This window comes from Paenibacillus sp. EKM212P (genome assembly GCF_011066115.1).
Lineage (GTDB): Bacteria > Bacillota > Bacilli > Paenibacillales > Paenibacillaceae > Paenibacillus > Paenibacillus polymyxa_B.
This window is the reverse complement of the sequence record NZ_JAAMNR010000004.1, coordinates 344912-358226: the sequence shown is the minus strand read 5'-3', so window position 1 is coordinate 358226 and position 13315 is coordinate 344912. Positions and strand designations below refer to the sequence as shown.

Annotated in this window: 12 protein-coding genes; 11 read left to right on the top strand and 1 reads right to left on the bottom strand. The window is 40.9% G+C overall.

What is annotated here, in order from left to right:
* Positions 1-3 precede the first annotated feature (3 nt).
* From G9G54_RS14225 to G9G54_RS14195, 7 genes are all read left to right on the top strand, one after another.
* Positions 4-942 (top strand): ADP-ribosylglycohydrolase family protein, encoded by a 939-nt coding sequence (locus G9G54_RS14225; RefSeq protein ID WP_165178557.1) that lies wholly within the window; start codon positions 4-6, stop codon positions 940-942.
* Between the two features lie 235 nt (positions 943-1177).
* A complete protein-coding gene (locus tag G9G54_RS14220; RefSeq protein WP_165178556.1) occupies positions 1178-3562 on the top strand; it encodes a polyprenyl synthetase family protein in 2385 nt (794 codons plus the stop codon).
* A gap of 226 nt (positions 3563-3788) precedes the next feature.
* A complete protein-coding gene (locus tag G9G54_RS14215; RefSeq protein ID WP_165178555.1) occupies positions 3789-4328 on the top strand; it encodes a CueP family metal-binding protein in 540 nt (179 codons plus the stop codon).
* 284 nt (positions 4329-4612) lie between these two features.
* Complete coding sequence (locus tag G9G54_RS14210; protein ID WP_165178554.1) at positions 4613-6676, top strand: methyl-accepting chemotaxis protein; 2064 nt, start codon at positions 4613-4615, stop codon at positions 6674-6676.
* Between the two features lie 311 nt (positions 6677-6987).
* On the top strand, positions 6988-7905 hold the full coding sequence (locus G9G54_RS25685) for a tyrosine-type recombinase/integrase (protein WP_165178553.1): 918 nt from the start codon (positions 6988-6990) through the stop codon (positions 7903-7905).
* A complete protein-coding gene (locus G9G54_RS25680) occupies positions 7898-8128 on the top strand; it encodes a tyrosine-type recombinase/integrase (RefSeq protein ID WP_446723019.1) in 231 nt (76 codons plus the stop codon). The genes G9G54_RS25685 and G9G54_RS25680 overlap by 8 nt, the downstream gene beginning before the upstream one ends.
* 148 nt (positions 8129-8276) lie before the next feature.
* A complete protein-coding gene (locus G9G54_RS14195; RefSeq protein WP_165178552.1) occupies positions 8277-9164 on the top strand; it encodes a hypothetical protein in 888 nt (295 codons plus the stop codon).
* Positions 9165-9397: 233 nt separating this feature from the next.
* Here the strand turns inward: G9G54_RS14195 and G9G54_RS14190 are convergent, their stop codons facing one another.
* A complete protein-coding gene (locus G9G54_RS14190; RefSeq protein ID WP_165178551.1) occupies positions 9398-9685 on the bottom strand; it encodes a DUF6809 family protein in 288 nt (95 codons plus the stop codon).
* A gap of 153 nt (positions 9686-9838) precedes the next feature.
* Here G9G54_RS14190 and G9G54_RS14185 point away from each other — a divergent pair, with 153 nt between their 5' ends.
* The 4 genes from G9G54_RS14185 (at position 9839) to G9G54_RS25255 (ending at position 13221) form a co-directional block, all read left to right on the top strand.
* Positions 9839-10063 (top strand): helix-turn-helix domain-containing protein, encoded by a 225-nt coding sequence (locus G9G54_RS14185; protein WP_152378964.1) that lies wholly within the window; start codon positions 9839-9841, stop codon positions 10061-10063.
* A gap of 320 nt (positions 10064-10383) precedes the next feature.
* Positions 10384-11355, top strand: coding sequence for an HNH endonuclease (locus tag G9G54_RS14180; RefSeq protein ID WP_165178550.1), 972 nt, complete (start codon positions 10384-10386; stop codon positions 11353-11355).
* Positions 11356-11615: 260 nt separating this feature from the next.
* A complete protein-coding gene (locus G9G54_RS14175) occupies positions 11616-12263 on the top strand; it encodes a hypothetical protein (protein WP_165178549.1) in 648 nt (215 codons plus the stop codon).
* 181 nt (positions 12264-12444) lie between these two features.
* Positions 12445-13221 (top strand): TRADD-N-associated membrane domain-containing protein, encoded by a 777-nt coding sequence (locus G9G54_RS25255; protein WP_202983874.1) that lies wholly within the window; start codon positions 12445-12447, stop codon positions 13219-13221.
* The last annotated feature ends 94 nt before the right edge of the window (positions 13222-13315 follow it).

Sequence of the window (13315 nt, the reverse complement as noted above, 5' to 3'; positions counted from 1 at the left end):
AAAATGGCACTTATCAAGGATCGTTTTTTGGGATGTCTGGTTGGGCTGGCTGTGGGCGATGCTTTGGGAACCACTGTGGAATTCAGCAGTCCAGGTACATTTGAACCTGTAACGGATATCGTGGGCGGCGGTGTATTTGGGTTAAAGCCGGGCCAGTGGACAGACGATACGTCGATGGCGCTCTGCTTGGCCGAGAGTATGGTACGTAAAGATGGCTTTGATCCGGCAGATCAAATGCGCCGATACACTAATTGGTATCACTTGGGATATATGAGCAGCACGGGAACGTGCTTTGATATCGGTGGTGCAACGAGAGCAGCACTGCATCGCTTCGAAGCTAACGGAGATCCATACAGCGGGGCCGTTGACCCCATGACTGCCGGCAATGGCTCTATTATGAGGCTTGCACCTGTGGCTATGGCCTATGCGAACCGTCCGGAAGAGGCGCTGAAGTACGCTGAGATGAGCTCGCGAACCACCCATGGAGCAGCCGAAAGTGTGGAGTCCTGTGCTGTGCTTGCTTCAATCCTTGTGGCAGGTCTGCGAGGAGCGGACAAAGAATCCATGTTATCGGCGGACGTCTGTTATAAGTGGCGGCAGAACGAGCCCGCTTATTCGGCAGCCATTGAAGAAATAATTCGGGGATCTTACCGGCATAAAGAGCCGCCCGAAATACAAGGAACCGGGTATGTCATTCGTTCCCTTGAGGCTGCGTTGTGGGCATTCCACCATTCGACTTCATTTGAAGAGGGAGCACTGCTGGCAGTGAATCTGGGGGATGATGCCGATACGACCGGGGCGGTGTACGGGCAAATTGCAGGAGCTTATTACGGAATAAGCGGTATCCCGAGTCGTTGGCGCGAGAAGCTGGCGATGAAGGAGACGATAGATGAACTGACTGAGGCTTTATGGCAGAAGGTCGAGAAGGACCAAACACTCTAAGGAGATATCTATAAAGATCAAGCTGGGCTGCTTTTCTTATGGAGCAGAGCCCAGCTTTTTTTGTTCACTATATTTCATGACGATTCACCTTTTGGGATTACTTCTTATATCGCCTCGACCCCATTAAATTTCGTAACCTCACAGATTTTTTTCCGTATAAAGATAAAAACATGATCCGAATTCGTACCCTCAGGGAGAAATGCAACCATGTTTAACAAAATGAGAAGTTGAGGTAATGCATTATATGAATGAAAAATTACAAGCCAATACAGGATATCAGCTGGCTGAGCGGAAGGCGATTCAGTATTTTGCATTACTGTATGATCAGGTCTTAGACAAATCTTATGTGACTACCCTGACAGAAGACATTCAAAAGTGGAAAAAAAATCATATTCATCATTCCTCATGGTTATCCTTTTTTTCACGGAGAAAGAGAAAACCTGATACTCGGGACTATAATAGATACATTCAATGGCTGAATTATACAGGCAAATTGGATGATTATCTGGACCGAAGTGTCTCCTATATTTATATGAGGGACCTAGGCAAAGCTCTGGATTCTCCTGACACGCATACCCGGATTCAGCGTGTCATTGCAGACGTAAAAGAACACTTGATCGAATCCAGTGCAAACGGGGGAGACCAACCGGAATTTATGAATTTGGCCGGGGTGTATCGGTGGGCCCAGAGGGAAGGTATAGAAACCGCGATAATTTGGGTGATCAACAAACTTAGGTCCGTATCCTCCCATATTCCCAAAGAGATGGATGCCGAGCAAGCCCAGCGCAAACTGATTAAGATCATTATCGGGGTTATTCTGCATGTGATGGAAGAAATGGACGATACAGTGTTGCCTGTGGAACGTGCTCGCAGACTTGATGAAGCCATCAGGCTTGGGTACTCCTATGGTCTAACCTATCCTTTCATTGATGATCTTCTCGATTCCCAGGTTCTGAACGTTCAAGAGAAAGAACAATATTCCCGTATGATACGTGCCGCGCTTCTCAGTGGATCTGTGCCTGAGTTGGGCAATTGGACTGCAAATCATATGAAGTTGATTCAATACATACATTCGGAGCTCTCGGATGCATTTGAGTATATTAAGGAACATCAGCGACCGGACACACAGCAAACATTTTTCGAGCAGGCCTATGTCTTTTTTCATTCTCAAGATATTGACCGTGTTAAGGATCTAACGCGAGCTACTTATACCAATGAAGAGCTTTATATACCCGTTATTTTGAAGTCCTCTTCGTCCCGATTGATTGTCCGTTCCGTGATTAGTGCTCCTGCGGATGAGGGTTTTGAGCAACGAACATTCTTTTATGGCATCTATAACCAGCTTGCTGATGATTTTGCGGATATGGTTGACGATATGAGAGACGGTCCGGTAACACCCTATACCTACTATTTAAAATATCATCATCAGAGACCTGATCTTATCAATCCCTTTGAATTATACTGGGCGGTTATTTCCTATTTGATCCATAATGTATATGACTCCGATGCCATGGCTCGTGAGGTGATACTGGATCGTGCAATGAATGGACTCAAACGTTATAAAGAACGTGTAGGTATTGAAAAGTATGACGAAACGATGGAGATCTTTGCATCCGGAAATCCGGAATTTAATAATCTTATTCAGAAGATGGTACAAAAAGCGGATGATGTAGATTTCTTAGATAAGCTGCTTCGGGACCAGATGATTACCCATCTAAAAAACGATGCGAGGGAAAAGGAAGACTTTTTCAATACGGTCAAAAAGGTCCGTGAGCAGATTAACAACCAATTGAAAATTACCAAGCCTCAAGGGATTCCGGCCATGAAAGAACAGCTTATTGAGGCTGCAAATTACAGTCTCGAAGGGGATGGGAAGCGGATACGGCCTATATTGACTTGGGTCATGGGCGTGAACGAATATGGATTAGATGCATCGGCAATCGTACCTCTTCTGAGATCACTGGAGTATATGCATACCGCATCCCTGATCTTTGATGATCTTCCTTCCCAGGATAATGCGTCTACCCGTAGAGGGCGTCAGACGTTGCATCAGGTGCACAATAGCGCCACTGCGGAACTAACTGGTCTGTATCTGATCCAGAAGGCGATTGGGGAACAATCGTCACTTGACCAGTTCAATGCTGAAACGGTGCTTGCTTTGATACAATACTCGGCCCAGAAAGCAGAAGATATGTGTATGGGGCAGGCGATGGATCTGGATTCCAAAGGAAAGGCACTGACCTTGGAGCAGCTGAATATGGTGTGCTTTTACAAAACAGGAGTGGCGTTTGAGGCTTGTCTGGTTATGCCAGCCATGCTTGCACAGGTCAAGGAGTCGGAAATTGCTGCTTTGAAGAAATTTGCCTATCATATGGGGATTGCTTTTCAGATTAAAGATGATTTACTTGATGTGGAAGGAGATATGCTCTTACTCGGAAAACCTGTTGGCCAAGATTCTGATAATAACAATTCGAATTTCGTGTCCATCCTCGGTCTTGAAGGTGCCAGTAAAGAGATGTGGGAACACTATTGCCTCGCGATGGAAGCATTGGAAGAGATCCCACGTAATATTGCTTTTCTGAAGCACTTAATACATTATGTCGTGAACAGGGACCGTTAAAAAAGGCTGTACCCCTTTGCTCCACAAGAGTAATGGGGTATTTTTACGTTGAGACAGAAGAACTGCTCATGTTCCTTCGCTCATCGGTAATCCTCTAATGTTATACAAATATGACTGAATCATAGCACAGATATGTGAATATCTGGTGACTTCAGCACCCCATTTTGCCCATTATGGTGCATTCTCCCTTATAATAATACAAAACAGACGAGGAGATGAACTCCAGATGAAAAAAGGAATCTTAGTCGCTTCAGGGTTGGTTGTTGCCGCATTGGGGACGTACCTAATTGCAGGAAATATTCAGAAAGAAGGGGCGGAAAACCACGAGACCACAGACATCAAGCAATTGGTGCATGATATCAGTGCAGGCAAGGCAACACCCCAGTCCGCTTCCATTAATTCCAGTCAGTTGATTGTGACAGGGGACGATACTCAGACCATGAATTATGATTTGCCTGACAACGAGTTTTTTGTTTCGATTGCACCATATGTGGAGCAGACCCACCCTTGTGCAACTCATAGTCTAACCGGTTGCCAAGGCGAAATAAAAAACGGAGCGTTCAATGTGACCGTTCACGACTCCGAAGGGAAAGTCATCATGGAGAATGCCGCCATGAAATCACAATCCAATGGTTTTATTGATCTATGGCTACCGAGGGATAAAACATACCGTATTAGCGTGAATCATGAAGGTAAAACGGCTGAAACTGAATTCTCTACATATGAAAAAAACGATACGTGTATCACAACGATGCAGTTGGGTTAACGACGGAGGATGAGGGTTGAGCTTACGGATCGCTGAAACGCTCTAAATCCGCAAAACTCTGCGTTCTCATATATAGCTTTTAGTAAAGAGCCTACGTCTGACGAAGGCTCTTTGTGCTGCCCAAATCTTTTGCTTGAGTTACCGAACAGGTTGGGAGGGAATCTATGAGGAATCAGATAGCGAAACTTTAAATTGTGTATACTAAAAACCTATTAAAATAGCTGCAAACTTCCGACATATTATCTAAGAGCTTTTCGCTCAATATTCCTCGGGGAGATGGCAGCATGTCACAAAATATTAAGAAGCGCGTATTCAGATCATCCAGCATCGCCAACACATTGGCCATGGTCTTGTTAGTCATTATCGTTGTCGTCTTTGCAACCTTGGGGACGTTCATGTTTGCAAGCACGCAAAGCATACTTGTCAAGCAGCAAGAGGCCATGCTCCAAACCAAGACGCAGGCCGTTGTCACTCAATTCGATGCGTTGTTTAAGGAAAAGGGATCACTTGTCAAACAAATGTCAACGAACAATCTTTTTAAGCAATATTTAGAAACCACCTCATCGGCAGAAATGGTGAAAACTTCTCCTTATGCTGCGGAAACAGTAGCGACTCTGGCAGCCATTGTAAAGGCAGAGCCATCTTTTGCCGACGCCTGGATTGCAGGAATATCTGGTAAAGGCTTCTTTCTTCAGAATGATGGTGTTGCTTCTAAACCGGATTTTGATATTCATACACGCCCATACTTCAAGCCAGCTGTTGAAGCAGACGGTTTATACTACTCAGAACCCTATAAGGACGTCAATTCGGGTAATGTGCTCATGGGCATTTTCTATCCGATCAAAGATAGCAGTAATCAATTAATCGGATTTGCTGCAGTTGATATTGCTTTCAAAGACATCCCTGTCGTTATGCAAAGCTATTCGCTTGGAAGCACAGGTTATTCGATTCTTGCATCCAAAACAGGTGATATTTTGTATCACCCCGATCAAAATAAAGTGCTGAAAGAAAAGATTAACGAAAGCACAGGTGATCTTGGGGAGATTGGAAAGAAAATGATTGCTGGTGAGTCAGGAGTGCAGCTAATTAATGATAATGGCGAACGTCGTTACATTGGGTATGCAACCAGTAAAGATACGGGGTGGTCTGTAGGCTTAACCATTTCTGAAGATGAGGTGCTCTCAGAATTAAAAGCGTTTACCTGGATTACCATTGGCGGTTTTGCGGCAGCCACCATCCTGCTCGTTGTGATTTGTTATATAACGCTCCGTTATCTGTTGAGATCAATCCCGAAATTGCTTGCAAAAATCAAGCTGATTGAAAATGGAGATTTGACCGTTCAGTTTGATACGCAATCCAACAATGAAATCGGGCAAATTTCTCAAGGGATTTACAATATGGTTCAAAAAATTCAAGGCATGCTCCAAATGGTGGGTGGCTCAGCTCAAGTCTTGAATCAGTCTTCTCATGATTTGCAATCCATTTCTTCCAGAACCGCGATCACGATGAACGATACGGCGACAGCAATTAATGAGATTGCCAATGCAACGAACTACCAATCCATCGAAACGGATAACATTTTACAAAAAACCGGAGCATTATCCGACCAAATTGACGAAATTGCCAATGATGCCAAAGCCATCGAAACGATGGTGCAAATCTCTGCTGAGCAAAGCGGACAGGGGCTTGCGGTAGTAGATCAGTTATCCAGATGGGCAGAAGAAAATCATAATTCCACACAAGCGATGTCGTCTATTATTCAGGATATTGATCTGAGCCGTCATGAGATTTCCAGCATCGTGGATACGGTCAACCAAATTGCAACGCAGACCAACCTGCTGGCGCTCAATGCTTCCATTGAAGCTGCACGTGCAGGAGAACAGGGCAAAGGGTTTGCTGTTGTTGCCGGGGAGGTTCGCAAGCTGGCTGAGCAGACGGCGCTGGCGACACAGGAAATCTACAAGAAGGTACGTGTGATTGAAGAAAAAACCAGCGTATCAGTTGAGCATACGGTTCACGGTCTGAAAATTGCAGAAGAAAATGCGAGATCGGTGGAGAACACGAAGCAAGTATTCTTTAGCATTAACAAGGATTTGGAAGATTTGAAATTGCGAATGATCCAGATCAGCACCAACACCTCCAAAGTCCACAAGCACAAAGATGAGATTTTGCAGGCGTTGGAGATCATCTCTTCTACCACAGAAGAGAATTCCGCTTCAACCGAAGAGGTTAGCGCCAGCACGCAGGAACAATTGGAGAGCTTTGAACAGGTTGCTGAACTATCCAAACAATTAAACCAATTGTCCAATAAGCTTCAAGACGAATTAAAACAGTTCAAGGTCGAGTAACAAGCCTTCTAGGCATGATATTAACTAGATATACAGCAAAGCCCGCGATCAGCGCGGGCTTTTTAGCGGCTTATCCTTATTTTCTTAATAACATAATCGGGCTCTTCTTTTGTTTCTGTGGTGATGTGACGGAGGAACTGGACAAGTAATGGTAAGACATTTTATGATAATGTAAATTGGACTTAATGGATCAATAATTTACTCTGAAAGAATCAGGGACTTAAGATGAATATCCATCTTAAGTCCCTTTTTTTGTGTAAAATTAGATTTCCAATTTTTTGAACGGCTGATATACTAAGGAGGCAAGTGAGATGAAGATAAACCTACTTTATCGGGATGAAAAAACGATCGGCGTACGGTTGGAGCGATACGGAGTCAAGGAGCGAGAAGGGATTCGATCCATACCGAGCAGGAAATGGGTTCCAGACGAAAAAATATGGACCATTCCTTACAGTATCTCGGCTGTAGAAAGCATGTTGGAAGCGTATCGGAGCTGCAAGTTCGAGTGCGACGAGCGCTTGGATAAAGAGCTGCCGTTCATCCGGGAATGGCTGGATCGGCGGGACACGCAGGCTAATGCGGTTCCCTCTTCTTCGGAACGAGGTGAATGGAACCCGGATCAGCGGCAAGAAATGCGCGATGCATTGGTGGCAAGGGGCTACAGCAGCAAGACGATTAAAGCATACATATCGCAAACGGAACGCTTTTTTGCAAGATTGCAAGGGACCGAAGCAAGCATAAATGATGCGACGGTGCAAAAATATGCGTTGGCGCTGCTCGAAAAAGGCCTTTCGCACGCTTATGTTAACCAAGCGATCAGCGCGCTGAAATTTTACTTTCGCCATGTGCTAAAGCAGCCCAAATCCGCCGCCTATGTTCGTCCGAAAAAGGAGAGTAAACTGCCAGATGTGCTGTCCCTGAATGAGGTTATGCGTCTGTTGAAAGCAGTGAAAAATCTAAAGCATAAGGCTATTCTGTACCTGACGTATACATCCGGGCTGCGGGTAAGCGAAGTGGTGAGGTTGCGTCTTGAAGACTGCGACCGTGAACGGAAAGTACTGAAAGTTCGTCAGGGAAAGGGCAGGAAGGATCGGCAAACGCTGCTATCCGAAGCGGCTTTTGCGGTGGTCGAGCAGTATATAGGGGTGGGGCAGCCAGCAGACTGGCTGTTTTCCTGGGCAGAGGGAAGGCCGCCACCTGACGGAACGTTCAGCGCAGAAAGTGTTTGAAAAAGCGCTGGCTGAAGCGGGCATTCGCAAACAGGTGAGTATCCATTCGCTAAGGCATTCCTTTGCGACCCACTTGCTGGAGAATGGGATTGATCTTCGCTATATTCAGGAACTGCTAGGGCATCAGAGTGTGCGAACGACGGAGCGGTATACACATGTGAGCAGACGGGACATTGGGCGGATTCAAAGTCCGTTGGATCGGATGAGCGGGCTGGAGGATTGAAACGCAGAAAGTGCCGGAATAAGGAGAAAAGTGCAGGATTCACGAAGTTCGTGTATATGACGAAGAGAGCATTCTTTCGGAAGTTCGTAAATAATACGTTAGGCGAAATAATTGCAAACAATATATTACAAAATCTAAGGAGTTCAAAATGAGTAATTTGTTTTGGCCAATTTATAGAAAACTTGAAAGTGAATTCACAGAACTAAGTTATTATATTTCAATAGATAAGCAACAACTAAAGACATATTCAATAAAGATCGCAGATTTAATCTTGCGAGCAGTTTCTGAATGCGAAAACATCGCTAAAGAACTATGCAAAAAAGAAAAGATAAAATTTAGAGACAAAAAAGGACAGATAAGGGACTATGTTACTTTTCATGAATACATTGAAGAATTAGATAAAATGTATAACCTAAAATATAAGTTAGTAGCATGTGATTTTGAAAACATAAAAAAAGGCACGTTTGATATTAAGCATGACCCCTTTAGAAAAGAAAGAATTACTAGAAATGGGAAGGATAAAGAAATTTGGAGATGGTACAATTCTTATAATTTAATCAAACATGATAGAATTAAGAATTTTAAAGAAGCAAACATGGGGAATTTAATAAACAGTTTAGCTGCATTATTCTTGCTTAATGTATATTATATGGATAAAGATTTTTACTTAACGAATGAATATAGCTATGAAACTATAATTTCTAAGATTGAAGGGTTTTCAGAAGTTTTCAAAGTTGACTACACATTAATACCTAAACAAAGCGAAACGCGCATTCAACGTGATAATTTTGTCGATCCATATTCTTATTTTGAAATAGCTAAACCATATTCGACGTATATTATTGAAACAGATAAGGAATATAAAACAGATTCTGATCGTGGAGCAGACTTGATTGATAAACTTGAATCTAAAGTGATGTTATACAAGGACGGTGTTCTGACAAGAAAGTATGATAATTATGAATTAAGGGATCACAAAACTGTATGTTCAATCGTTGCTTCGCTAAATAAATCAACAAATAATAGAAAAAAATGATTGCGTCTCTAAGAAGGCAATTAATTCGTCTAACATCGTATCTGCACTTCGGCCCCTAACGGGACCTTGGTCTGCAAGAGGCATTTCGGAGAAGCTGAATCAGCAGACAACCTTGCGAGGCTAAGTGGCGAAGCCACCCGCCGCTGGCGCGGCTTAAGCCTCTCGGGTTCGCAGATACAGAAACGTTATACGACAGAATCAAAAACAATAGAAAAAGAGGGTCATATGGCCCTCTAAATACTAGAATTTTGCAATTCACTAAATAGTTGTAGAGCATCTTTGAAACCTTGTATGTAGATACTTCTTTCTAGGATGGATTGGAGAGAAATTTGGGCGTCTTCGTAAAGAAAAACCGTATGTTGAAGTTGATCGGGCAAAGCATCATGAAGCGTTTTAAAATATTGATCTGTCTCCGAAGAAAGCTGAGTGTACTCCTTATGACACTCCAGAAGCTCAGTATAGAGTAATTCTAAACGTATTCTTATAAGCGGCTCTGTTAATGATTCTAATGTATTAATCATATGTTATTCCTCCTCTGATTAACTCTATAGAGTCATTATATAACCTTATAAAGCTAATTGCAAGGTGAATATTTGACTTTATAGAGTTAAAACTTCGCTTTTCGTTGATGATTGCTAATATGGAAGATAAGATAGAATTATGGAGGGGAAAAGATGAACGTAATCAAGTGCAATATACGAGAACTCATGGCAGAACATCGAATAGATGATATAACAGAATTGATGGCGAAATCGGGCTTAAGTCGGAATTCAATCAACAAGTTGTATAGGGGAACGAATATAGAAACAACAAAGCTGGAAACCTTATTCAAGCTATGCGATACATTTAACTGCAAATTATCAGATTTAATTGAGTATGTACCCAAAGAAAACCAATAGTGAAGGCAGATTCGAGAAGCGATTCCATCGTATAACATAATATTCAAGCTGCGGCTCCTTTGGAGCCTTGGTCTGCGAATTAGGATTTCGGAGAGGTATTTCAGTAGACAACTCCATTGGGTACATGAATGCAGAAACGTTATCCGAAAGAACCGAGTAATTTTATTGTACATCAAAGTTTTGAGTGCTCTGGTTTGGAGAAGCAGAGCAAAGCAGATGTACGGTTTGTTGACTGCATGTATTACGTTAATTTTTTCACCTAAAGCTAGCGAGGGCGCATGAATTACAACCTGAGAATATTTCATAAAGGAGCTAGGGATATGATTTGGATAGAGATGTCAAAGGACGAAGTACATGGGGGAGGAGAATGGGGATTTACAAAATGCCTTTGGTCACCAGCATATAAAATAGTAGGTGATACCAGACGTATATGGGCATATTGGGATAGTTTAATGCGTGTAAAAGAAGGGGACATTATCTTACATTTAAGAGGAGACTCAAATTCTAAATTCATCGGACATTCAATTGCTGAAACAGATGGCTTTATCACAACACTAAGACCACCTGATCCTGGACCAAATTGGAGTTACGCTGATACTTTTTATAGAGTAAATTTAAAAAAATTTGAACCATTTGATCAGACAATCGAATTAAGTACACTTTTTACTCAAAAAGAAAATCAATTGATGTATTATTTCAATGTAAATAAAGCTAAGAGTTCAGACGAAAAGAAACTTTTATTTTATGTAATTCAAAACGGAAATTTACGTAGACAAAATGGGGCATATCTATCTGAAGTGGATTCAGAATTATACAACATTTTATTTAGTAACAGTAGTATTAATACTACTGTTAGAGAAAGATTGGTAATTGATCAGTCCAATACATATGAAAGTCAAAAAACTCTGCCTATTAGAATAGGGCAAAGTAATTTTTCTAAAAATGTTCGCGATAATTTTAATCATATTTGTTGTTTTCCAAAATGTGAAGTTGCTGATAGCTGTTTTCTGATTGGAGCTCATATTGCTAGATGGTCTGATAATTCAGAATCAAGAGGAGATACATCCAATGGATTGTGCCTTTGCTTATTTCATGATAAAGCATTTGAAATTGGCTTATTTACTTTAGATGATAACTTATCTGTTTCTATAGATATTGAAAGACTATCTTATTATCATAGTCCAATAAATCAGATAATAGAATCTAATGGTCAAGCTATTAAAGATTCTAAAATACCAATAAATATTAAATATCTAAGGCATCATTGGGCTAGAATTGGATATAGACCATGAAAATAGCTTATAAATAAAGTTATGGGGTACATTTAACTGCAAATTATATGATCTGATTGAATATGTACCTGGAGAAAATCAATAGTGAGGGCAGAGTCGAGAAGCGATTCCGTCGTATAACATAATATTCAAGCTGCGGCTCCGTTGGAGCCTTGGTCTGCGGGATGGATTTCGAAGAGGCATTTCAGCAGACAACCCTATTGGGGCTCATGAATACAGAAAACGTTAGGCGAAACTGAGCTTAAGGAAGAAGGAATATAATGCAGTTAATACATAGAAGAGGCTGGGGAATATTCGAGGATGAAGAAGAGGTTTATTTTCATCTAATGGGTGAAAAAGGTAAAGAGCTTGGTTATGCTAAGTGGTCCAATTCACAGGTGAATACTATTTCTAAACAAGAATACTTTTATCATAAGTACGGTCCATACTATGTTAAAATTATGAATTACTTTCAGGACAATCTAACTGATTCATGCAGGTCATTAGATGGCTCCGTCTATGTATCAAACTACCAACAATCAGATATTCATAAGTTTGATAGTAACGGAAATCTAGAATTTATCCATCAAGATATGTTTGATACAGTCTATGGTTTTGCTGTTTCTGAGGATCTGATTTGGGTTGTTTACCCAACAAGGAATACAATAAAATGTTATAACCTTAAAACATACAAAGAATTGTATTCTATAGGAGACATTGAAGGAACCTTATTTAACTTACCTGAAAGTATATACTTTTACGATGAACTTCTTGACGTCTGTGATATGGGAAATCAACGAATATGTACTATACATCCGAAGAGTAAAGTAATAAGTTCTTATAAAGTATTTAGAGAACCGGTATGGGAATATATAAGATCTAATAACTATGAGATCGTAAGACTGAAGTCAGGAATTTTTCGGGTATAACTGTCCGCATCGCCTAACATCACATTCCTACTGCAGGGCATTCGCCCCTTGGTCGCCGGAGGCATTTCAGGGGAGAGGATTCAGGTGACACATTGATTTCCCTAAGATAAGAGCTATCTAAGGGAAACCAACGTTAGGAATGTACATACGTTATACAAAATTACGGTAGAGGATGAAAAATATGAACCAGAACACTCAAGGGACAGAAAATAACTCAGACCTTAATTCAAGTATTACCGTCAATAATCCAGTCGCTATTGATTTTTTGGAATCAAAAATAATAAAGTTAAGATCAGAAAAATCTTATGATAAAAATTTAACTATCGGTTTGAGAATATTCTTTGGTGCTATAGCATTTTTAGGCTTTCTAGGAATCGTTAAAATAATAGATTTGAATATATATCTTAGTTGTTCGTTAAGCGTGTTTGCAGGTCTGATGTTTGCAGCAAGTTTTGCTAGCGCGAAGCAAAATAACTTTGACGCTGAAATCAAAGCGCTAGAAAAGCAGCTGGAAAGGAAAGATCAAAAGTGGGGATCTCCAAAAGCTGCAAGATATTTTGACGACTTGGTAGCGATAAACTTGCGAAATCTAGAAGACTACTATGATCTAGTGAAAAATAGTAATAGAAAGTCATTCAATGCTTCGTTGGTCATGAGCATATTTGGTGTGCTTCTCATTTCGAGTGGTTTAATTGTATCCTATGTATTCAGCGACTTAAGTAATATATCTTATGTTGTCACAGGTGCAGGCGTATTAGTAGAAGTCATTTCGGGTTTAATGTTTTATCTTTATAATAGAACTGTCCTACAATTAAAGGGCTATCATGATAGTCTTTTAGATGTTCAGAATATATTACTTTGTTTTAAGCTTGTTGAAGACACAAATGAAGAAGCAATACGAGTTGAAGTAATGAAACAGATGATAGAGTTCTTAGTAAGAAGAAAAAAAACTCAATAATTAATCTAAAAAGAGTTAATAACTTATTAAGATGTAATATTTATATATCTTGATGATGAGTTACATGAAGGAAAAGAAATTGAGTATAGTACAA

Coding starts and splice junctions, on each gene's coding strand:
- G9G54_RS14225 (WP_165178557.1), top strand. CDS start 4: ATGGCACTTATCAAGGATCGTTTTTTGGGATGTCTGGTTGGGCTGGCT.
- G9G54_RS14220 (WP_165178556.1), top strand. CDS start 1,178: ATGCATTATATGAATGAAAAATTACAAGCCAATACAGGATATCAGCTG.
- G9G54_RS14215 (WP_165178555.1), top strand. CDS start 3,789: ATGAAAAAAGGAATCTTAGTCGCTTCAGGGTTGGTTGTTGCCGCATTG.
- G9G54_RS14210 (WP_165178554.1), top strand. CDS start 4,613: ATGTCACAAAATATTAAGAAGCGCGTATTCAGATCATCCAGCATCGCC.
- G9G54_RS25685 (WP_165178553.1), top strand. CDS start 6,988: ATGAAGATAAACCTACTTTATCGGGATGAAAAAACGATCGGCGTACGG.
- G9G54_RS14195 (WP_165178552.1), top strand. CDS start 8,277: ATGAGTAATTTGTTTTGGCCAATTTATAGAAAACTTGAAAGTGAATTC.
- G9G54_RS14190 (WP_165178551.1), bottom strand. CDS start 9,685: ATGATTAATACATTAGAATCATTAACAGAGCCGCTTATAAGAATACGT.
- G9G54_RS14185 (WP_152378964.1), top strand. CDS start 9,839: ATGAACGTAATCAAGTGCAATATACGAGAACTCATGGCAGAACATCGA.
- G9G54_RS14180 (WP_165178550.1), top strand. CDS start 10,384: ATGATTTGGATAGAGATGTCAAAGGACGAAGTACATGGGGGAGGAGAA.
- G9G54_RS14175 (WP_165178549.1), top strand. CDS start 11,616: ATGCAGTTAATACATAGAAGAGGCTGGGGAATATTCGAGGATGAAGAA.
- G9G54_RS25255 (WP_202983874.1), top strand. CDS start 12,445: ATGAACCAGAACACTCAAGGGACAGAAAATAACTCAGACCTTAATTCA.